18 protein-coding genes and 1 pseudogene are annotated in these 21,775 nt (G+C 63.7%); 12 read left to right on the forward strand and 7 right to left on the reverse strand.

All coding sequences use genetic code 11. From position 1 onward, the window contains the following. Window positions 1-67 precede the first annotated feature (67 nt). From D3880_RS15335 to D3880_RS15345, 3 genes are all read right to left on the reverse strand, one after another. A complete protein-coding gene (locus D3880_RS15335; protein ID WP_119894300.1) occupies window positions 68-340 on the reverse strand; it encodes a hypothetical protein in 273 nt (90 codons plus the stop codon). 499 nt (window positions 341-839) lie between these two features. Continuing rightward, window positions 840-1,925, reverse strand: coding sequence for an extracellular solute-binding protein (locus D3880_RS15340; protein WP_119894301.1), 1,086 nt, complete (start codon window positions 1,923-1,925; stop codon window positions 840-842). Beyond that, window positions 1,922-2,962, reverse strand: coding sequence for a histone deacetylase family protein (locus tag D3880_RS15345; protein ID WP_119894302.1), 1,041 nt, complete (start codon window positions 2,960-2,962; stop codon window positions 1,922-1,924). The genes D3880_RS15340 and D3880_RS15345 overlap by 4 nt, the downstream gene beginning before the upstream one ends. A gap of 9 nt (window positions 2,963-2,971) precedes the next feature. On the opposite strand from D3880_RS15345, the gene D3880_RS22790 reads away from it, so the two are divergent. Next, window positions 2,972-3,139 (forward strand): hypothetical protein, encoded by a 168-nt coding sequence (locus tag D3880_RS22790; protein WP_162935009.1) that lies wholly within the window; start codon window positions 2,972-2,974, stop codon window positions 3,137-3,139. A 49-nt stretch (window positions 3,140-3,188) separates the two neighbouring features. Here D3880_RS22790 and D3880_RS15350 read toward each other — a convergent pair whose 3' ends face one another. The 3 genes from D3880_RS15350 to D3880_RS15360 are packed head-to-tail and all read right to left on the reverse strand — an operon-like array spanning window position 3,189 to window position 6,945. Beyond that, a complete protein-coding gene (locus D3880_RS15350; RefSeq protein ID WP_119894303.1) occupies window positions 3,189-4,208 on the reverse strand; it encodes an AraC family transcriptional regulator in 1,020 nt (339 codons plus the stop codon). A gap of 22 nt (window positions 4,209-4,230) precedes the next feature. Then, window positions 4,231-5,970: a bifunctional isocitrate dehydrogenase kinase/phosphatase gene (gene aceK / locus D3880_RS15355; RefSeq protein WP_119894304.1), complete on the reverse strand. Its 1,740-nt coding sequence runs from the start codon at window positions 5,968-5,970 to the stop codon at window positions 4,231-4,233. 60 nt (window positions 5,971-6,030) lie between these two features. After that, window positions 6,031-6,945, reverse strand: coding sequence for a LysR family transcriptional regulator (locus D3880_RS15360; RefSeq protein ID WP_119894305.1), 915 nt, complete (start codon window positions 6,943-6,945; stop codon window positions 6,031-6,033). A gap of 108 nt (window positions 6,946-7,053) precedes the next feature. Here D3880_RS15360 and D3880_RS15365 point away from each other — a divergent pair, with 108 nt between their 5' ends. The 8 genes and pseudogenes from D3880_RS15365 to D3880_RS15400 all read left to right on the forward strand — a co-directional run. Continuing rightward, window positions 7,054-8,796: an amidohydrolase gene (locus tag D3880_RS15365; protein WP_119894306.1), complete on the forward strand. Its 1,743-nt coding sequence runs from the start codon at window positions 7,054-7,056 to the stop codon at window positions 8,794-8,796. A gap of 122 nt (window positions 8,797-8,918) precedes the next feature. Next, window positions 8,919-9,701 carry a TorF family putative porin gene (locus D3880_RS15370; protein ID WP_119894307.1) on the forward strand — a complete coding sequence of 261 codons (783 nt, stop codon included), beginning with the start codon at window positions 8,919-8,921 and terminating at the stop codon, window positions 9,699-9,701. 215 nt (window positions 9,702-9,916) lie between these two features. Next, window positions 9,917-11,368, forward strand: a complete 1,452-nt coding sequence (locus tag D3880_RS15375; protein ID WP_119894308.1) for a purine-cytosine permease family protein — start codon at window positions 9,917-9,919, stop codon at window positions 11,366-11,368. Between the two features lie 199 nt (window positions 11,369-11,567). Continuing rightward, on the forward strand, window positions 11,568-12,455 hold the full coding sequence (locus tag D3880_RS15380) for a helix-turn-helix domain-containing protein (protein WP_119895753.1): 888 nt from the start codon (window positions 11,568-11,570) through the stop codon (window positions 12,453-12,455). 334 nt (window positions 12,456-12,789) lie between these two features. Beyond that, window positions 12,790-14,148: a glutamine synthetase family protein gene (locus tag D3880_RS15385; protein ID WP_119894309.1), complete on the forward strand. Its 1,359-nt coding sequence runs from the start codon at window positions 12,790-12,792 to the stop codon at window positions 14,146-14,148. Between the two features lie 78 nt (window positions 14,149-14,226). Further along, window positions 14,227-15,315, forward strand: coding sequence for a polyamine ABC transporter substrate-binding protein (locus D3880_RS15390; protein ID WP_119894310.1), 1,089 nt, complete (start codon window positions 14,227-14,229; stop codon window positions 15,313-15,315). A gap of 53 nt (window positions 15,316-15,368) precedes the next feature. Beyond that, a complete protein-coding gene (locus tag D3880_RS15395) occupies window positions 15,369-16,667 on the forward strand; it encodes an NAD(P)/FAD-dependent oxidoreductase (RefSeq protein WP_119894311.1) in 1,299 nt (432 codons plus the stop codon). Between the two features lie 262 nt (window positions 16,668-16,929). Next, window positions 16,930-17,532: pseudogene (locus D3880_RS15400) on the forward strand (DMT family transporter); the annotation flags it as partial. A 275-nt stretch (window positions 17,533-17,807) separates the two neighbouring features. Here the strand turns inward: D3880_RS15400 and cysK are convergent. Beyond that, entirely contained in the window at window positions 17,808-18,782 is a 975-nt protein-coding gene (gene cysK, locus D3880_RS15405; protein ID WP_119894312.1) for a cysteine synthase A, read from the reverse strand. Window positions 18,783-18,992: 210 nt separating this feature from the next. On the opposite strand from cysK, the gene D3880_RS15410 reads away from it, so the two are divergent. From D3880_RS15410 to D3880_RS15420, 3 genes are all read left to right on the forward strand, one after another. Then, entirely contained in the window at window positions 18,993-19,838 is an 846-nt protein-coding gene (locus D3880_RS15410; RefSeq protein WP_119894313.1) for an AAA family ATPase, read from the forward strand. 218 nt (window positions 19,839-20,056) lie between these two features. Continuing rightward, complete coding sequence (locus D3880_RS15415; protein WP_119894314.1) at window positions 20,057-20,452, forward strand: GFA family protein; 396 nt, start codon at window positions 20,057-20,059, stop codon at window positions 20,450-20,452. 42 nt (window positions 20,453-20,494) lie between these two features. Beyond that, window positions 20,495-21,673, forward strand: a complete 1,179-nt coding sequence (locus tag D3880_RS15420) for a vWA domain-containing protein (protein ID WP_119894315.1) — start codon at window positions 20,495-20,497, stop codon at window positions 21,671-21,673. The last annotated feature ends 102 nt before the right edge of the window (window positions 21,674-21,775 follow it).

A 21,775-nucleotide genomic window follows, 5' to 3' on the forward strand; every position in this document is an offset into this window, starting at 1 on the left:
TACCCAGGGAGCAATAGCTCATGTCGCCCGAACTGAGGGACTGGGACGGTCGGCGTGAACCAGGCCACTATTGCGCCTTGGTGTCGCCCTTCGGGGCCTCCTTGTCCATGTGCTGGTTCATGTTCTCCATCATGGCATTGCAGGTTTTCATCATCGTGGACATCTCCTGCATCATGTCCATCATCGGCATCTGGTTGCCGTCCATCATGTGCATGTCCTCACCCTTCTTGGTCTCGGAACTGCCTTGGGCGGGGGTCTTGGCCTGTTCGGCAAATCCCGTGGAAACAGTTCCAAGGGTTAAGAAGGCAGCAAGGGCGGTGTAGGCAATAGCGTTACGCATGGCGGCTCTCCTGATCTAGGACCTTGGTTTCCGGCGGGCTCCGGGCAAGCGACTGCTGAACTTGCCAGGAGGTAGGGGCCAAAGCCTTCTCGGCCCACTCCCCCCCTTCTCCCACGCCCATTTCTGAGCGAAAGGTAAGGACGGTAGTGGTGTTGTAAAGGGGAGTGCGTTGGTTACGAACAACTTCTACCCGTCCCTTTTTCAAGGTTGGACCTTGCCATTGTGGCAAGGTCAAGTGCCGGTTTTGCTCACCCCTACCACTCACTAGCAATTAGCCCTTGAGCGGATATTCAAAACAGAGCTTTTTTCTTTCTCGGTTGCTACCCGTGAACCTGGAGGCCCGCTGGCACCCAGTCCGTAGGTCGGATGCAACCCGACGTCGCTGCCTACGGAGTTCTCGCGGGTTTCACCCGCCCTATAGACAGGGGCGCTGCGCGCCCCTTTTCGCGAATGAATTCGCTCACAGGATCACTTCCACGGGGGCTCCGCGTCCCCGCCCCTACTTGCCCGTCTTGATCCTGGTCCAGGTACGGGTGCGGATCCGCTCCAGCTTCGGCGGCAGCATTTCCACCGTATAGAGCCTGGCCTGCACCTCCGCCGACGGGTAGACGTGGGGGTTGTCGCGCAGCTCCGCCGAAATCAGCGCATCCGCCGCCTGGTTGGGGTTGGCGTAGGCGACGTAGTCGGAGATCGGCGCCACCACTTCCGGGCGCAGCAGGTAGTTGAGGAAGGCATGGGCCTGCTCGACGTTCTGCGCGTCCTTGGGAATGGCCAGCACGTCGAACCAGGCCGCGGTGCCCTCTTTCGGGATGCGGTATGCGACCTTCACGCCGTTGCCCGCCTCCTTCGCCCGGTTCGCCGCCTGCATGGCGCCGCCGGACCAGGCCAGCGCCACGCAGACCTCGCCGTTGGCCAGGTCGGTGACGAACTTCGAGGAGCTGAAATAGGTCACGTGCGGACGCAGGCGGGTGAGCAGTTCCTCGGCCTTCTTGTAGTCCTCGGGGTTGCGGCTGTTGGGGGACAGGCCGAGGTAGTGCAGCACCTCGGGGATCACCTCGGTGGGCGAGTCGAGGAAGGCCACGCCGCAGCTCTGCAGCTTGGCCAGGTTGTCGGGATTGAAGATCAGCTCCCAGGAATCCACCGGCGCGTTCTCGCCGAGCACGGCGCGCACCTTGTCGACGTTGTAGGCGATGCCGTTGGTGCCCCACATGTAGGGCATCACGTACTGGTTGCCGGGGTCCTTGGCGGCCAGCACTTGGAGCAGCGCCGGGTTGAGGTTCTTCCAGTTCGGCAGCTTGCTCTTGTCCAGCGGCTGGAACACCCCGGCCTTCATGTAGTTGGGCAGGAAGCTGTCGCTGGGCACCACCAGGTCATAGCCGGAGCGCCCGGACAGCAGCTTGGCTTCCAGCACCTCGTTGCTGTCGTAGACGTCGTACTTGGGCGTGATGCCGCTGTCCTGCTGGAAGTTCTTCAGGGTGTCCGGACCGATGTAGTCGAACCAGTTGTAGATGCGCACCACCGGCTCGGCGGCGGCCTGCAGCGAGACGCCCAGCAGGGCTCCCGCGACCAGCAGCTGGGCATTCATCGGGAAGCTCCTTCGAAGCCCTGCAACACGTTGACGGCGTTGACCCCGATAGCCTCCACTGCATAGCCGCCTTCCATGATGAACAGGGTCGGCAGGCCGAGGGCGGCGATGCGCCGGCCCATCGCCAGGTAGTCCGGCGAGTCCAGCTTGAACTGGGAGATCGGGTCGTCCTTGTAGGTGTCGACGCCGAGGGAGACCACCAGCGCGTCGGGGGCGTAGGCGGCGATCTGGCGGCAGGCGTCGTCCAGGGCGGCGGACCAGCCGTCCCAGCCGGTGCCGTGGGGCAACGGGTAGTTGTGGTTGAAGCCCGTGCCGGGACCTTCGCCGTGCTCGTCGGCATGGCCCAGGTAATAGGGGTATTCCACCAGCGGATCGCCGTGGATGGAGGCGAAGAGCACGTCGCTGCGCGAATAGAACAGCTCCTGGGTGCCGTTGCCGTGGTGGTAGTCGACGTCGAGGATGGCCACGCGCCGGGCGCCCTGGTCGAGGAAGGCCTGGCTGACGATGGCGGCGTTGTTGAAGAAGCAGTAGCCGCCCATGAAGTCGCTGCCGGCGTGGTGGCCCGGCGGGCGGCACAGGGCGAAGGCGGTATTGGCGCCCTGGCGCATGTGGTCCTGGGCGGTCAGCGCGACCTGAGCCGAGCTGTACACGGCCTGCCAGGTGCCGGCGGTGATCGGCGCCTCGGTATCGAAGCAGTAATGGCCGAGTTGGCCATGCAGGGCCGTGGGAATCGGGCCGTCGCGGCGCAGACGGCGGGCCGGGAAGGTCGAGGGCAGCATGTCGCAGCTGTGCCCTTCGGCGGCCCAGCGCGCCCAGGCGCCCTCGAGGAACTCGACGTAGGCGCCATCGTGGATGCGCAGGATGGGCTCGATGCCGAAGTCCTGCGGCGCGATCACCTCGCCGAGGTTCTGCTGGCGCACCCGAGCCAGCACCGTATCGGCACGGCTGGGCATCTCGAAACAGGGCTGGAGCTTGCCGTCGACCAGTTCGGATTGGCCGAAGTGGAGACGATGGTCATCGCTGTACACGGTCAGCATGGAGGCCTCGTGAGTCTTGTTGTTGGTGAGGCCATTCTGCACAGGGCCACGGCCGGGCAGAACAGCGGCAACGGCCAAAAGGGGATCGAAATGGCCAAAGCACTTGGCCGCATGATGCCGAGGCGGTCACGAATCCATGGCGGCGAAGGGGCGCGCGATGCGTTCCTTGGCGAATGAATCCGCCCCTGTAGGGCTGGTCGGCCTCGGTGCCCAGCGAGCAGCGGCCTCAGCCGCGGAAATGGCTGGGCGGCTGGCTGCTCCAGCGCTGGAAGGCGTGGCGCAGGCTGGCGGTCTCGCTGAAGCCGAGCGCCTCGGCGATGCGGTAGATGGGCAGGTCGCCCTGCTGCAGCATTTCCTTGGCACGGGCGAAGCGCAGCTCGTCGAGCAACTGCTGGTAGCTGGTCTGCTGCTGTTGCAGGTGGCGGCGCAGGCTGCGCGCGGAGCAGCTCATCAACCGCGCCAGCTCCTCCAGCCCCGGCGGGTCCTGCAGGCGCGCGGCGAGCAGCGCGCGCACGCGCTCCAGCCAGGCGCGACGGGCGGCGAACTCGGCGTTCTGCCGGCGGCACTGTTCGAGCATTTCCTTGTGGGTCACCGGGTCGGCCAGGGGCAGGCGGCGGGCCAGCCAGGCGGCGTCGAAGCCGATGGCGCTGCGTGGCGCGGCGAACTCCACCGGGCAGCTGAAGCCGCGCGCGTAGGGCCGGGCCATGCCGCCGCCGGCCGGGTAGTCCAACTGCACCGCACGCAGCGGCAGGGGCTGGCCCAGCAGGTCGGCGCAGATCACCTTGAGCGAGCCCAGGCACAGCTCGGTGTTGAAGGGCCGCAGCGCTTCGTCCTCGCTGTAGTCGGCGGCGGTCAGCCAGGCGGTTTCGCCGTCCGGCTCCAGGGTCAGGCGGAAGTAGGTGCCCAGCAGCACCGGGTAGCCGAGGCCGATGCGCAGGGCTTCGCCGAAGGTCGGCGCCGAGAGCATGGCGTAGCCCAGCAGGCCGTAGGCGGAGATGCGCGTGCGCAGGCCGAGGGCGAGGCCCAGGGCCGGGCGCGGGGCCAGGCGCACGGCATTGGCATAGACCTGCTGCTCCTGCTCGGGGTTGACCAGGCGTTGCAGCTCGGCCAGGTCCTGCTCGCTGATGCCACTGCCCGCCAGCACCTCGCAGGCGGGTATGCCCTGCTCGCCCAGCAGGGCGGCGGTCAGGGCCGACATGTGCAGCGAGTTCAGCCAGGTGGCGCGGGAGAATACATGCTCGACCATAGGCCCGCCTGTGGCGCCACCCTTATTGGATGGCTTCCGTGGGTTCGCGCTCCTTGCGCCGATAGGGGAACACGTCGATCACCTTGCCGGCGCGGATCGCCTCTTGCAGGCTCTTCCAGTAGTCGGCGTCGTAGAGGTCGCCGTGCAGCTTGCTGAACAGCCGGCGCTGGCCCATGTCGGCGAACAGGAACGGCGGGAACTCCTCGGGGAACACGTCGTTCGGCGCGATCGAGTACCAGGGTTCGGAGGCCATCTCATCCTCCGGGTAGCGCGGCGGCGGAATGCGGCGGAAGTTGACCTCGGTGAGGTAGCTGATCTCGTCGTAGTCGTAGAACACCACGCGGCCGTGGCGAGTGACGCCGAAGTTCTTCAGCAGCATGTCGCCGGGGAAGATATTCGCCGCCGCCAGCTGCTTGATCGCCAGGCCGTAGTCCTCCAGCGCCTCGTGCACCTGCGCCTCGTTGGCGTGTTCCAGATAGATGTTCAGCGGCGTCATGCGCCGCTCGGTCCAGCAGTGGCGGATCAGCACGGTGTCGCCGTGCTCGATTTCCACCGTGGACGGCGCCACTTCCAGCAGCTCGGCCAGGCAGTCGGGATCGAACTTGGCCTTGGGGAAGCGGAAGTCGGCGAACTCCTGGGTATCGGCCATGCGCCCGACCCGGTCGACGCTCTTCACCAGCCGGTACTTCTCGATCACCGTGTTGCGGTCGACGTTCTTCGACGGCGCAAAGCGGTCCTTGATGATCTTGAACACGGTGTTGAAGCCCGGCAGGGTGAACACGCTCATGACCATGCCGCGCACCCCGGGGGCCATGATGAACTTGTCGTCGGTGTTGGCCAGGTGGTTGATCAGCGCGCGGTAGAACTCCGACTTGCCGTGCTTGTAGAAGCCGATCGAGGTGTACAGCTCGGCGATGTGCTTGCCCGGCAGGATGCGCTTCAAGAAGCCGATGAACTCCGCCGGCACCGGCACGTCGACCATGAAGTACGAGCGGGTGAAGGAGAAGATGATCGACACCTCCGCCTCGTCGGTGATCAGCGCGTCGATCTGGATGCCGTGGCCTTCGCGGTGCAGCAGCGGGATCACCAGCGGCCACTGCTCGTCGCGGGTATAGACACGCCCGACCAGATAGGCGCCCTTGTTGCGGTAGAGCACCGAGGAAAACAGTTCGATGCACAGCTCCGGATCCCTGCACACCCAGTCCGGCAGACTGGCGCGCAGCTGGTTCTCCAGGCGTTGCAGGTCACGCGGCAGGTCCTCGAACGGCATGCTAAAGCGGTAGTCGGCGAAGACCTGCTCGAGCATGCCGCCGAGGTTGACCCGCGGCAGGTAGCTGCGGGTCTGCGCCGCCCGCTCGTGGCTGCGCAGCGACGGCCGGGTGGTGTGGATGAACATGCAGCCGTCGCTGATCTGGTCATGACTGAACAGGCCGCAGAAGATCGAGTTGTACCAGGTCTCGGCCAATTCATCGTCGAAGCGCAGGTCGATCAGGTTGATGTAGGCGCTCTTCACCAGCGGCCACAGCTGCACATCGAGCAGCACCGCGGGGTCGTTACTGCGGCGCAGCCGCATGCCGACTTCGCTGACCTTCTCTTCGTAGAGGTTGATCCGCGCCGCCGCGGCCCGCTGGGTTTCCGCCCACTGGGCCTGCTCGAAACGGGCACGGGCACCATCGGTGATCTGGCGGAAATGTTCGCGATAATCGTCGAAGCCATCGAGGATCGAACGGGCAATATCGGCGGCCGGCCATGGCTGTGGCATGAGAAAGTCTCGGCAGGTAAACGAAAGCCGAGCTTAGCCAGATGCCGCGCCAAGAGAAAGTCAGGCGAGGCCCTGCGCCCGCAGAAACTGCTCAAGATAGTCGATAAATGCCTGCACCTTGCGCGTCGCCCGGCGATGGCTGGGGTAAACGGCGAGGACCAGCGGGCCGAAAGCGTCCGGGTCGAAGTCGTACTCCGTCATCACCTGCAGCAACTGGCCGCTCTCCAGATAGGGCTGCACGCTCCACAACGGACAAGCGTGCAGACCCGTGCCCATCAGGGTATTGGCCAGCAGCAGGTCGTAGTTGTCGCTCTGCAAGCGGCCTTGCGGCTGCGGGACGCGTATGCGCACCCCAGCCAGGGACATCCACCAGTAGCTCTGGTCCAGCGCCGGATGGCGGTAGATCAGCCACTGATGACGGTCGAAGGTTTCCGGGCTCACCGCCAGCGGATTGGCCGCCAAGTACGCCGGGCTGGCGCACATGACGATGCGATTTTCCCCCAAGGGTTTGACGATCAGCCCAGGCAGGTCACTACGCCCTTCACGCAGGGCCAAGTCATAACTGCCATCGGCCAGATCGACGAAGGCATCGCTGAGGTCCACGCGCAACTTGATCTGCGGATGGGCGACGAGAAAGCCGGCACAGGCCTGATCGAGAAAGGCCCGACCGAAGGCCAGCGGCGCGGTCAACCTCAGGTTGCCATGCAAACCGTGCTGCAGCTGGCCAATCTCCTCGCCCGCCTCATGCAGGCGCTGCAACACCTGACGGGCGGTTTCCAGGTAGAGCCGGCCAGCCTCGGTCAGCGCCGTGCGCCGGGTGCTGCGCTCGAACAGTTGCGCGCCCAGGTCGGCCTCCAGGTGGCTGACGGCCTTGGTCAACGCCGAGGGGGTCTTGCCCAGCTGCTCGGCCGCACGGCTGAAACTGCCGTGCTCGGCGGTGGCGACAAACATGCTCAGGGCGCCGAGCTTGTCCATGCTGTCTTTCCTGTTTGGCAAAAAGGTTTTGCGCGCCAGCGGTGTTCTGCCGGCCCGCGCCATTCGTTAGTCTCGCGGCCAGACCAATAAAAACTAGAGGCTGTTTCGATGCAACGATTTATCCCGAACCTGTTGGTTGCCGCAATGGCTTTTTCCTCGATGGAAGCTATGGCCGCCGCCGATCTGCTGTTGTTCAACGGCAAGGTGTTCACTGCCGAGCCCGGCCAAGCGCTGGCGCAGGCAGTTGCCGTGGAAAACGGCAAAATCCTCAAAGTCGGTAGCGATGCAGAGATCAAGGCCCTCGCAGACGCCTCGACCGAGATTGTCGACCTGGCCGGCAAGGTGCTGATGCCCGGCATGATCGACGGCCACAGCCATCCGATCATGGCCGCCCTCGACGGCATGGGTTCGACCCTGCTGGATGAAGTCAAACCGCTGCCCGAACTTGAACAGTGGATCATTGCCGAGGACAAGGCCGGTCGTGCCCGTCGCGCCGACGTGATCAGCATTGCCGGGGTCAGCTCGGCGTACTGGGAGCAGAGCCATGAACTCGGGCAGCTCTTCAACCAGGGCCGCTGGGCCGAGCAGCCGCTGGTACTGAACGGTATCGACGGGCACACCGGCTGGGCCAACCAGGCCATGCTCAAACGCCTGAAAATCGACGCCGCACTGGTGAAAAGCCTGCCGGAGAAAGAGCGCAACTACATTGCCCACGGGGCCGATCTCACACCCACGGGTTACCTCGCCGAGAACGGCTGGGACCGCGTCCGCAGTCAGCTGCCCGAGCACGGCGAAGAAGTGATGCTGGAGGCCACCCGCCAGGCCGTGAAGATCAACAACCAATACGGCGTCACCGCCTGGATGGACGCCGCTACCAACGCCGGCGCCGGCGACTCAGTGTTCGAACTGCGCCCGACCGAGCAGAGCGTTGGCGTGCTGCCGCTCTACCGCAAGCTATCGGAGTTGGGCGAACTGAATGCCCACGTCGCCGCCCTGCTGATTGCCTACCCGAAAAGCAAGCCGGCTGAACTCGAGGCTTTGGCCAAGGTCATGCAGCAGTTTCAAGGCGTGCCGAACCTGACATTCCCCGGCCTCAAGATCTTTTCTGACGGCGTTCTGGAGTTCCCAGGCCAGAGCGCCGCAGTGCTCGAACCGTTCAAGAACAGCCAGAAGAAGGGCGAACTGCTGATCGACCCGGCAAACTTCGGCAAATTGGTCGCAGCCGCGGAAAAACACGACTGGATCGTGCATGTGCATGCGGTCGGCGACCGTGCCGTGCGTGAAGCGCTGAATGGTTTTGAATATGCCCGCAAGCTCAACCCAACCCCGCTGCCACACAGCATCGGCCATATCCAGCTGATCGACCCGCAGGACTTCCCGCGCTTCAAGCAGCTCGGGGTGATTGCCGACATGCAACTGCTCTGGGCCACCGCCGAGTCCTACACCGAGGAACTGGTGAAGCCTTATATCAGCGACTCCGCCTACCGCTACATGTACCCTGCGCAGTCCTTGCGCAAAGCCGGCGCGGTGATTGCCGGTGGCAGCGACTGGCCGGTCTCCAGCCCTAACCCGTGGAACGCCATCGCCCAGGCCGGCACCCGTAAAGGCCCGCTCGGCGTACTCAACAGCGCCGAAAGCATCGACCGCGAAAGCATGTTCTACGCCTACACCATCAACGCCGCCAAAGCCCTGCGTCTGGACCAGCAGATCGGTTCCCTGGCGCCCGGCAAGCAAGCTGACTTGATCGTCCTCGACCGCGATGTGTTCAAGGTCAGCGACGACGAGTTGTTCGAGACCCAGGTGCTGAAAACCTACTTCGCCGGTAAGCAGGTTTACGCCCCCGAGTCCTGACAATAACTCCCCTGCGGCCAACCTGGCCGCTGCCCTGAATAGCCAAGCTCCTCGCACTGCGAGGGGCTCGGCGAAGCCTTGTCCGAATCTGCCCAAATACTCACAACAACAGGGAAATTTGCATGAATGCTCTACCGATTCTCGCCCTTGCCGCTTTGGCTCTGGCACCGCTGTGCAGCGCCCAGGCGATCGAACTGAATGATCAGTTCCGCCTCATCGTCACCCCTACTATCGTCAGCGATTACCGCGCCAGCGGCCTCTCGCAAACCCTCGGCGACCCGGCCGCGCAGCTGAATGTCGTGCTCAGCCACGCCAGCGGCCTGTATGCCGGTGTGTGGACCTCGAATGTCGACTTTGGCCATGACTCCAGCACCCGCCAGGAAATCGAGTATTACGCCGGCTACTACTGGCAAATTACTGACGACATCAGCCTCGACACCTACTACACCAAGTACGACTTCCCCCGCGAAAGCGATTTCAACCAGAGCGATGTGCAGGCCCTGCTGGATGTCTACGGCGTGCTGCTCGGTGCCAAATTCGCCAACAACGTTATGGGCCCGGAGATCTGGGACGAAGAAGAAGAGAACCTCATTCACCCCGCCGGGAAAGACGAGGACCTGTCCTCATTTTTGATCGGCTATCGCACCCTGTTGCCGGCAGAGGTCGGTTTCGAAGCCCGCTACGAATACGTCGACTACAAGGACGACGTATTTTTCAGCAACGACGGCAGCAGCCGCCCCGACTACCGCAACTGGGAGATCAAGCTGAACCGCGACTTGATCGGCGTGACCTGGGGCCTGAGCTACATCGATACCGACCTGTCGAAAACCGAGTGCCAAAGTTTTACCGGTTTCGACGACCTGTGCGGCCCGACCGTAGTCGCCAGCGCCAGCAAGACCTTCTAAGCGCAGCGCAAACCACCACGAGCGGCGCCGGCGGGGTGAGGTCCAGCGACTTAACCCCACCTGAATCCACCGCGTCCGCATTCCGTTACTAGCTGTTTTGCCCAGCGCCCCACGTCAGCGACTGTTTTGGCCGTGCCATCCGCAACTGGAGCGGCGTGCGCAGACTCACCGAATAAAAGCAGCCCATCCGCCTGCACCCCAAGGAAACCACCCTCATGACCCAGGTCAACGATAGCCCGCAGCGCGCGCCCCTGATCGAGCAACGCTCGATCGATTACATCCCCGAGGATGAGCGCCATGGCAGCCTCTACAGCCAATTCAGCCTGTGGCTCGGCGCCAACCTGCAGATCACCGCGATAGTCACCGGCGCTTTGGCCGTGGTGCTGGGCGGCGACGTGTTCTGGTCGCTGATCGGCCTGCTGGTCGGCCAACTGTTCGGCGGCGCGGTAGTCGCCCTGCACGCCGCGCAAGGGCCCAAACTCGGGCTGCCGCAGATGATCTCCAGCCGCGTGCAGTTCGGCGTCTACGGTGCGGCCATCCCGATTGTGCTGGTGTGCCTGATGTACCTCGGCTTCAGCGCCACCGGCGCGGTGCTGTCGGGGCAGGCCATCGCCCAGTTGATCGAGGTCAGCGACAGCACCGGCATCCTGATTTTCGCCGCCTGCATCGCGCTCCTGACCCTGTTCGGTTATCGGGTCATCCACCTGGTCGGCAAGGTCACCAGCGTGCTCGGCATCATTGCCTTCGCCTACCTGTTCACCCGCCTGCTGACCCTCAACGACATCGGCCTGCTGCTGGTGAACCGCCACTTCGACTGGAGCTCCTTCCTGCTGGCGGTGTCCCTCTCGGCGTCCTGGCAGATCGCCTTCGGCCCCTATGTGGCCGACTATTCACGCTATCTGCCAAGCAAGACCTCGTCCTGGAAAACCTTCGCCGCCGTCGGCCTCGGCACCGTGCTAGGCGCCCAGGCCTCGATGGTGCTCGGGGTGTTCGCTGCAGCGTTGGCCGGCGCGAACTTCCGCGGCCATGAGGTGGCCACCATAGTCGGGCTCGGCAGCACCGGGGTGATGGCGGCCCTGCTGTATTTGAGCGTGGTGCTCGGCAAGGTCACGGTCTCCACCCTCAACGCCTACGGCAGCTTCATGTGCATCGCCACCATCATCAGCGGCTTCCGCGGGCGCCTGCAGATCGGCGCCGTGCAGCGCATGTTGTTCGTGCTGGCGATTGTCGGCGCGTCCACCGCACTCGCGCTGCTCGGCCAGGACTCGTTTCTGGGCACGTTCAAGTTCTTCATCCTGTTCCTGCTGACCTTCTTCACGCCCTGGAGCGCGATCAACCTGGTCGACTACTACTTCATCAACAAGGAGTGTTATGACATCCCGGCGCTGTCCGACCCCGAGGGCCGCTACGGCCGCTGGAATCTGCTGGGGATCGGCGTCTATGTCGTCGGCGTGTTGATTCAGCTGCCCTTCGTCGACACCCACTTCTACAGCGGGCCGCTGGTCGCACAACTCGGCGGTATCGATATTTCCTGGATAGTCGGTCTGGCGGTGCCGGGCCTGCTTTACTATCTGGCGGCCCGCCGCACCGTGCGCGCCATGCCCGAGCGCATGGTGCTGCCGACGGACCCGGCGCTGGCCGGGCAAGTGCGCGCCCAGGAAGGCTGAAGCAAACGCCGCCGACATGATTGTCGCGCCGCGCGCATGGCCGGCGGGCGTCGCTCGATCGGCGCGGCTGCGGCGCCGGCCACCCGCGGTGCGCGGATTGAATGGCTCGCTCCGCGCGCCGAACTGCCGGTGGTTGCGCTGGTAGGATTGGCATTTCTTTTTGAGCCGTTTCGCTCGGCTGGTCCAGGGGGACCTCAGCATGCAGATTCAAGCCCACAAGGCTTTGGATGTGGATCAGCAGCAGCGCGTCATCGCGGGCTGGGAACAGCATTACCAGCAGATGTCCCCCGGCGCCTTCCGCGGTCAGATCGTGCACCTGGAGCTGGGTGGGGTGGCGGTCTACGAGGAGCGGATGAACACCCGGGTCGAGCAATATTTTCATGCTCCGGCCAGCTCCCTGGTGTTCAGCTTCGATGCAGTCGATGGTTCGCTCTATCTGCTTAATGGCGAGAGCCAGAACACCTGGATCACCCCGGAGAACTACAAGGAAGTGGCGGTAGTGCTGGACCAGAACTACCTGAGTCGGCTCGCGGGCTTGGACCTAAGCGTTCTGGACGGGCTGTTCCTCACGCCCTTGCGATCCCAGCACAGCCGGCTGTTCGGCCGCTGGCTGAGCGGTACCCTCGGGCGCTTGCTGGCGACGCCCGATCAGCTCGCCGAGGAAAACCTGGCGAGACAGCTGGTCGATGACTGTCTGTTTGTTCTCGAGTGTTCGACCCGGACGCTCGACGATTCTGGCCTGAGGCGTTTGGCGCGCGATCGCCAGGTCGTCCGCAAGGTCTTCGAGTTGGCGACCGCCTTTCCCGATGAGCATTTCAATGTGCTGCAGCTGGCGAGTGTGGCCAGCGTATCCGTTCGCCAGCTGCAGAAGAGCTTTACCGCCTTCATCGGGGTCGCGCCGAACCACTGGCTGCGGCTGCGCCGGTTGAATGCGGCGCATCGCGACCTGCTGCGCGCCTCGCCGGGGGAAACCACGGTGGCCGAGATCGCGATGCGCTGGTCGTTCTGGCACCTGGGGCGTTTCTCCGAGGCCTATCGCCAGCTGTTCAACGAACTGCCTAGCTGCACGCTGCTGCGCCGTTCCTAAGCCGCAGGCGCTGGACTGAGGCGCCGGCGTTTCCTCGGCACTCCCCTGGCTGGTGATGCCCTCGGCCCGGCGGGCCGCGCGCGGTCACCCGCTCGACCGCTTGGATCTCAATTCTTCGGGCAACCCCGCTGGCCCATGGCAGCGCCTCGGCGACCGCGGAGCCAGGCTTGGCGCTGCCTGCGCAGCCGGCGCCGATCCGGCGTGCGCCAAAAAGGGGCGCTAAAACTGGCGCAAAGCGGATAGAGGCCGGCCTCGCCTCGGCGGCAGAATTTCTTCGACTTATTGAAGCCGGGCGGCACTAGGACGCCCCGGCAATCCACCTGCATGAGGCGTTATGAAAGGCAATCTGGATCGTCTGAGCCAATGGTTGAAGGACAACAAGATCACCGAGGTCGAGTGCCTTATCTCGGATCTGAGCGGCATTGCCAGGGGCAAGATCTCGCCGACCAACAAGTTCCTCAATGAGCGGGGCATGCGCCTGCCGGAGAGCGTCTTGTTGCAGACGGTCACCGGCGACTACGTCGAGGACGAGGTCTATTACGACCTGCTCGACCCGGCCGACATCGACATGCACTGCCACCCCGACGAGGGCGCCGTGTTTCTGGTGCCTTGGGCCCTGGAACCGACGGCCCAGGTCATCCATGACACCCATGACAAGCAGGGCCGCCCGGTCGAGCTATCGCCGCGCAACATCCTCAAGAAGGTGCTCAGACTCTACACGGAGCGGGGCTGGAAGCCGATCATCGCGCCGGAAATGGAGTTCTACCTGATTCAGCGCAGCGATGACCCTGACTATCCGCTGAAGCCGCCAGTCGGCCGCTCCGGGCGCCAGGAGACGGGGCGGCAGTCCTACTCGATCGAGGCGACCAACGAGTTCGATCCGCTCTTCGAGGACATGTACAACTGGAGCGAGGCCCAGGGGCTGGACTTGGACACTCTGATCCACGAGGAAGGCACCGCGCAGATGGAGATCAACTTCCGCCACGGCGATCCGCTGCACCTGGCGGATCAGATCTTCGTCTTCAAACGGACCCTGCGCGAGGCGGCCCTCAAGCACAACGTCAGCGCGACCTTCATGGCCAAGCCGATGACCGGCGAACCGGGCAGCGCCATGCACCTGCATCAGAGCGTGGTGGACCTGCAGACCGGTCAGAACATCTTCTCCAACCCCGACGGCAGCATGAGCGACCTGTTCCTGCACCACATCGGCGGTTTGCAGAAATACATTCCCGAGACGCTGCCGCTGTTCGCCCCCAACGTCAACTCGTTCCGCCGCTTCCTGCCGGATACCTCGGCGCCGGTGAATGTGGAGTGGGGCGAGGAGAACCGCACCGTGGGCCTGCGCGTACCGGACTCGGATCCGCAGAACCGCCGGGTGGAGAATCGCCTGCCGGGCGCCGACGCCAACCCCTACCTGGCCCTGGCGGCGAGCCTGCTGTGCGGTTTCGTCGGCATGATCGAAGCCGTCGAGCCCAGCCAGCCCGTGCAGGGACGCGGCTACGAGCGGCGTAATCTGGCCCTGCCGCTGACCCTGGAGGCCGCGCTGGAGCGCATGGAGCAGTCGGCGATGCTCAAGGAGTACCTGGGTAGCCGCTTCACCAAGGGCTTCGTCGCGGTCAAGCGGGTCGAGCACGAGAACTTCAAGCAAGTGATCAGCTCCTGGGAGCGGGAATTCCTTCTGCTCAGTGCGTGAAACCCACGGGCGTCCTCCAGGACGAAATCGGTCCTGCGTGAATCTATTCCCCAACCTACCTAGGACAAGGACAGGCGAATGAAACTTCCATGCCCAACGATTCTGTTCGCAGCCCTATGCGCCCTGAGCGGCCAGGCTTCGGCGCAGGATGTCGTGAATATCTACAACTGGACGGACTACATCGCCGAAACCACTTTGGCGGACTTCCAGCGGGACACCGGGATCAAGCCGGTTTACGACGTTTTCGATTCCAACGAGACACTCGAAGGCAAGCTCCTGGCGGGGCACACCGGCTACGACGTGGTGGTGCCCAGCAACCATTTCCTCGGCCGGCAGATCAAGGCCGGGGTCTTCCAGAAGCTGGATCTGGCCCGGCTGCCTAACTGGAGCAACCTCGATCCGAAGCTTCTGGAGCGCCTGCAGGTCAACGATCCAGGCAACCACTATGCCGTGCCCTATCTCTGGGGCACCAATGGCATCGGTTACAACGTCACCAAGATCAAGCAGCTGCTGGGTGTTGAGCAGATCGACTCCTGGGCCGTCCTGTTCGAACCGGAAAACCTGAAGAAACTTCAGGCCTGTGGCGTTTCCTTCATGGACTCCGCAGACGAGACCTTTCCCGCCATGCTCAACTATATGGGGCTGGACCCCAACAGCAGACGCCTGCAGGACTACAAGGCGGCCGAGAGCAAACTGAAGAGCTTGCGTCCTTACATCAGTTACTTCCATTCCTCCAAATACATCACTGACCTCGCCAATGGGGATATCTGCATCGCCTTCGGCTACTCCGGCGACGTATTCCAGGCCATGAGCCGCGCCGAGGAGGCCGGTAATGGGGTCCAGATCGCCTATATAGTGCCCCGCGAGGGCGGCAATCTCTGGTTCGACATGCTGAGCATCCCGGCCGATGCCAAGAATGTTGAACAAGCCCATGCCTTCATCAACTACCTGCTGCAGCCGGCGGTTATCGCCAAAGTCAGCGAGCATGTCGGCTACGCCAATGCCAATACCCAGGCGGATGCGCTGATGAACGAGCAGGTCAGGCATGACCCCTCCATTTATCCCCCGGCAGCGGTGCAGCAGAAGCTCTATGTCTCGTCGGAGCAGCCACCCGAAATCATGCGTTGGATTAATCGCTCGTGGAACAAGCTCAAGTCCGGCCGCTAATCCGCCCTGCCGGGTGGCTGCGCCAACCCGGTAAGTTGACAGGTACCCTCAAGATGTCTTCCACGCTTATTGCACCTCCAACCTATTATTTCGCCACCCGCAATCGCAGTCTCGACTGTCCGCCGCTCGAAGGCTCGGCCCAGGCCGATGTCTGCATTGTGGGCGGCGGTTTCACCGGCCTGAACACCGCCATCGAACTGGCCGAGCGGGGCCACTCGGTAATCCTGCTGGAGGCACGCCAGATCGCCTGGGGCGCCACCGGCCGCAATGGCGGGCAACTGATTCGCGGGCTCGGGCACGATCTCGGCCGATTCCACAAGTACATCGGCAGCGAGGGCTGCCAGACCCTTGAGCGGCTGGGGCTCGAGGCCGTCGATATCGTCCGCCAGCGTGTGCAGCGGCATGCCATCGACTGCGATCTGCGCTGGGGGCACTGCGAGCTGGCCAACACGCCTCGGCACTATGCGGGGCTGATCCGCGAGCGGGAGGCGCTCGAGCAGCAGGGCTATCCGCATGAGGTCAGCCTGGTCGAGCCGCACGAAATGGCCCGGGTGGTCGGCTCCGAGCGCTATGTCGGCGGCCTGATCGACAACGGCTCGGGCCACTTGCACCCGCTCAATCTGGCTCTGGGGGAGGCCGCCGTCGCTCAGGGGCTGGGCGTACGGCTCTGCGAGGACAGTGCGGTGACGCGCATCGAGTACGGCAGCCGCATCCGTGTGCATACCGCCAGAGGCCAGGTCCAGGCCAAGAGCCTGGTGCTCGCCGGCAATGCCCACCTAGGCAATCTCGAACCGGCGCTGAGCGGCAAGGTGTTACCCGCCGGCAGCTATATCATTGCCACGGAACCCTTGGACCCGGTCCTGGCCGAGACCCTGATCCCCGCTAACCGGGCGCTATGCGACCAGCGCGTCGGGCTGGATTACTATCGTCTGTCGGCAGACCGGCGCCTGTTGTTCGGCGGCGCATGCCGTTACTCCGGACGCGACCCCAGCGACATCGCTCGCTATATGCGCCCGAAAATGCTCAAGGTGTTTCCGCAGCTGGCCGATAAACGCATCGAGTTTCAGTGGAGCGGAATGATCGGTATCGGCGCTAACCGGCTGCCGCAGATAGGCCGCTTGGAGACGCAGCCGAACGTCTACTATGCCCAAGCCTATGCCGGACATGGGCTCAACACCACGCACCTGGCTGCCCGCCTGCTGGCCGAGGCGATCAGTCGGGAGCGCAGTCATGGGTTCGACCTGTTCGCCCGCGTGCCGCACATGACCTTCCCAGGCGGTCAGCGGCTGCGCTCTCCGCTGCTGGCACTGGGCATGCTCTGGTACCGACTCAAGGACGTGGTGGGGGGCTGAACAGTCCCCCTGGCGGGGAGAGTGCCGCGGTGGGGCAGGCAAAACGCTCGTCCTCGTCAGACCCCGCAGGGAAAGCGGGCGTCTGTTCAAGCCTCGCTAGGCGAACAGGCATGCATAAAAAACCGGCTCAATGGCCGGTTTCTCTCAACTGTCCCCGTGCGCCTGCTGGGCGCTGGAAAACCTGATGTAGCTGTAGGCTGTGGGCATGGCGGGAGGCTCCGGGGACACTGGAAAGCCTCGTTATACCTTTGCCTACTTCTTCCCGCTGATGGGCGTGCTGGTCGGCGCGCCGTTCTTCGCCGAAGGCTTGACCCTGAACAAAGCCGGCGGTGTGCTGCTGGGGCTGCTGGGCGTCGGCCTGCTGACCCGCACCGGTCCGGTGGCCTTCGATATGGATTTGCTCTGGGGCGCCGCCGCCTGCTTGATCGCCACCACCTGCTACGGTTTTGCCGGCTTTCTCACCCGCCGCTGGCCCGGTCTGGATGGCCTGGATAACCGTCTCGCCGCCTGCAGCAGCATGTTCGGGGCAACCTTGTGCCTGCTGCCGCTGTTCGCTTATTCCGTCATCAGCCAGCCACCGGCCAGTTGGGGCGGCAGCAGCGTCTGGCTGGCGCTGGCCGGTCTCGGCTTCGTCTGCACCGCCTTCGCCTACATCATTTACTTCCGCCTGATCGCCGATGTCGGCCCGCTGAAGACCCTGTCGGTGACCTTTCTGATCCCGCTGTTCGGGGTGCTCTGGGGCGTGCTATTGCTGGACGAACGACTGTCTTGAGCCTACCTCTACGGCGGCGTGTGGATCGGGCTGGTGCTATGGCTGGTAGTGAAGCCGGCGGCAGTGCCGGCGACGGCAGAAGAGTCGGCGTAGGGCGGATATGCCGCTTGCGGCTTGTCCGCCGCAGAAGCTGGACAGGACTTCGCTATGCCCACCCGCTCCGGCTCCTCAACCCCCGCACAGCAAAAGGCCGCCCGCTGGCGGCCTCGAGCAAAGGAGCCTGCCTAAGAACCTGTTCAAGATCGTCGCGAGCGCAGGTCAGACAAGGCGAAAACAGGCGAGGACGCGGAGTTTACGAGTTGTAAATGAGCAGTCCGGGCCTGTTTTCAACGCAGCATGGCCAAGCGCAGCAGATATTGAACAGGTTCTTACTGCACCAACTCCTGCTCGCTGAACATATCGCTGAACAGCATGCTGGAGAGGTAACGCTCGCCGGAGTCCGGCAGGATCACCACCATGGTCTTGCCCTGCATTTCCGGGCGCTCGGCCAGACGCACCGCCGCCGCCATCGCCGCGCCACCGGAGATGCCGCAGAGGATGCCCTCTTCGCGCATCAGGCGCAGCGCGACGGCCTTGGCGTCATCGTCGGTGACCTGCTCGACGCGGTCGACCATGCTCAGGTCGAGGTTCTTTGGCACGAAGCCGGCGCCAATGCCCTGGATCTTGTGCGGACTGGGCTTGACCTCATCGCCGGCCAGGGTCTGGCTGATCACCGGCGAGCCAATCGGCTCGACCGCTACCGACAGGATCGGCTTGCCCTGGGTCAGTTTGATATAGCGCGACACCCCGGTGATGGTGCCGCCGGTGCCGACGCCGGCGACCAGCGCGTCGATGGCGCCTTCGGTGTCGTTCCAGATTTCCGGGCCGGTGGTCTTCTCGTGGATCGCCGGGTTGGCCGGGTTATCGAACTGCTGCGGCATATAGTACTGCGCCGGGTCGCTGGCGATGATTTCCTCAGCCTTGGCGATCGCGCCCTTCATGCCCTTGGCCGGCTCGGTCAGCACGATCTCGGCGCCGAGGGCCTTGAGCACCTTGCGCCGCTCCAGGCTCATCGACGCCGGCATGGTCAGCAGCAGCTTGTAACCGCGGGCGGCGGCGACGAACGCCAGGCCGATGCCGGTATTGCCCGAAGTCGGCTCGACTATGGTCATCCCCGGCTTGAGCATGCCGCGCTCCTCGGCGTCCCAGATCATGCTCGCGCCGATCCGGCATTTGACCGAATAGCCCGGATTGCGGCCCTCGATCTTGGCCAGGATGGTCACGCCCTTGGGGCCCAGGCGGTTGATGGCGACCAACGGCGTATTGCCGATGGATTGGGCGTTGTCTGCGTAGATGCGGCTCATGCTTGCGTGTCCTTGGCTAAAAGCGAGAGCAAGAGCCTAAGCCCCTCCCCCCGAAGCGTCCAGTGCAGGGATTGGCCAGACCGCCGGTGCCATTCAGTGACTGAATACGCCGGCTGCGTTCACAGTCGACCGGCTCGCGCGGTATAGTCACCCTTTAATTACTGAACCGCCCGGTTTGCACCAGCGCGCTATCGTTTCGAGGATTTTCCGATGAAGTTCGAAGGCACCCAGTCGTACGTCGCCACCGACGATCTCAAACTCGCCGTCAATGCCTCCATCACCCTGCAGCGCCCGCTGCTGGTCAAGGGCGAGCCCGGCACCGGCAAGACCATGCTGGCCGAGCAACTGGCCGAAGCCTTCGGCGCCCGGTTGATCACCTGGCACATCAAGTCGACCACCAAGGCGCACCAGGGCCTCTACGAGTACGACGCGGTCAGCCGCCTGCGCGATTCCCAGCTGGATTCCGACAAGGTCCACGACGTTCGCAACTACATCAAGAAAGGCAAGCTGTGGGAGGCGTTCGAGTCCGAGGACCGCGTGATCCTCTTGATCGACGAGATCGACAAGGCCGACATCGAGTTCCCCAACGACCTGTTGCAGGAACTCGACAAGATGGAGTTCTACGTTTACGAGACCAACGAGACGATCAAGGCCAAGCAGCGCCCGATCATCATCATCACCTCGAACAACGAGAAGGAACTGCCGGACGCCTTCCTGCGCCGCTGCTTCTTCCACTACATCGCCTTCCCGGATCGCGACACCCTGAAGAAGATCGTCGACGTGCACTATCCGAAGATCAGCGGCGAGCTGGTCAGCGAAGCCCTCGACGTGTTCTTCGACGTGCGCAAGGTGCCGGGCCTGAAGAAGAAGCCCTCGACTTCCGAGCTGGTCGACTGGCTGAAGCTGCTGATGGCCGACGACATCGGCGAAGCCGTGCTGCGCGAACGCGATCCGACCAAGGCCATCCCGCCGCTGGCCGGCGCCCTGGTGAAGAATGAGCAGGACGTGCAACTGCTCGAGCGCCTGGCGTTCATGAGCCGCCGCGCCAGCCGTTGAGAATCGGCTGATGGTCTGCTGCGCGTCGGCCATGCTGCGTTGAAATCAGGCTCAGCAAGCCGCTTGCGGCTAACGCGCTTCAGCGCGGCCCGGAGGGCGAGTGAAACGAGTACTGCTCATTTACAGTCGTAAACTCCGCTTCTTCGCCTGATTTCGCCTTGCCTGACCTTAGCTCGCGAGACCATAAACCGATTCCGCCACCTAGGAGGAGCTGAACCATGCATAGCGGCAGTTGCCTGTGCGGTGAGGTGAAGTACCGGCTTGATGCCCCCATCAAGTCGGTCACCCATTGCCATTGCTCGATGTGCCGCAAGGCCCACGGCGCGGCGTTCGGCAGCTACGGCAACGTCCGGCGCCAGGACTTCCACTTCACCCAGGGCCAGGACTCGGTCGCCGAGTACCACTCCTCGCCCGGGGTGACGCGGACCTTCTGCAAGCACTGCGGCTCTACCCTGCAATGGTTCAGCGAGCTGCCCCATCCGGATTGGCTGTCGGTGGCGCTGGGCACACTGGATACGCCGCTGGGCACAATCCCGCAGAAGCACATTTTTTCCGAGTCGAAAGCAGACTGGTATGCCATCGCAGATGGCCTGCCACAAGAAACCCGCTCCTAGCCCGCGCTTTTGGCGCCGGCCCGAATACATGAGGGTGCAGCCATGCTGCTCAACCTATTCAACGAAATGCGTGCAGCCAAGGTGCCGGTGTCGGTGCGCGAGCTGCTCGACCTGATCAACGCGTTGAAACACAACGTGGTGTTTGCCGACATGGACGAGTTCTACTTCCTCGCCCGCACGGTGATGGTCAAGGACGAGCGCCATTTCGACAAATTCGACCGCGCCTTCAGTGCCTACTTCAAGGGCCTGGACAAGCTCGACGACCTGCTCCAGGCGATGATCCCCGACGAGTGGCTGCGCAAGGAATTCGAGAAGCACCTGACCGAAGAAGAGAAGGCGCAGATCAAGAGCCTCGGCGGCCTTGACAAGCTGATCGAGGAGTTCAAGAAGCGCCTCGAGGAGCAGAAGGAAAAGCACGCCGGCGGCAACAAGTGGATCGGCACCGGCGGCACCAGCCCGTTCGGCTCCGGCGGCTTCAACCCGGAAGGCATCCGCGTCGGCGACGCCGGCCAGCGCCAGGGCAAGGCGGTCAAGGTCTGGGACCAGCGCGAGTACAAGAACCTCGACGACCAGGTCGAGCTGGGTACGCGCAACATCAAGATCGCCCTGCGCCGCCTGCGCAAGTTCGCCCGTGAAGGCGCGGCGGAAGAGCTCGATCTCGACGGCACCATCGACCACACCGCCAAAGACGGCGGCCTGCTCAACATCCAGATGCGTCCGGAACGGCGCAACACGGTGAAGCTGTTGCTGCTGCTCGACATCGGCGGCTCGATGGACGCCCACGTCAAGGTCTGCGAGGAGCTGTTCTCGGCGTGCAAGACCGAGTTCAAGCATCTCGAATACTTCTACTTCCACAACTTCGTCTATGAGTCGGTGTGGAAGAACAACCTGCGCCGCACCAGCGAACGCACCTCGACCCTGGACCTGCTGCACAAGTACGGCGCCGATTACAAAGTGGTGTTCGTCGGTGACGCGGCCATGGCGCCCTACGAGATCACCCAGGCCGGCGGCAGCGTCGAGCACTGGAACGAGGAGCCGGGCTACGTGTGGATGCAGCGCTTCATGGACAAGTACAAGAAGCTCATCTGGATCAACCCCTATCCGAAGGACACCTGGAACTACACCTCCTCCACCGGCATCGTCCGCGACCTGCTCCACGATCAGATGTACCCCCTGACCCTGCGCGGGTTGGAAGACGGGATGAAATTCCTGACCAAATGAAGAAGGGCCCGCAAGGGCCCTTTTCCATTTACGAGGTCATGCCTGGAGGGGCTGAAGCGGCCAGAAGTGGACGCTTACACGGCTGCAACTAAGTTCGCGGCT

The sequence above is a fragment of the Pseudomonas cavernae genome (assembly GCF_003595175.1).
Lineage (GTDB): Bacteria > Pseudomonadota > Gammaproteobacteria > Pseudomonadales > Pseudomonadaceae > Aquipseudomonas > Aquipseudomonas cavernae.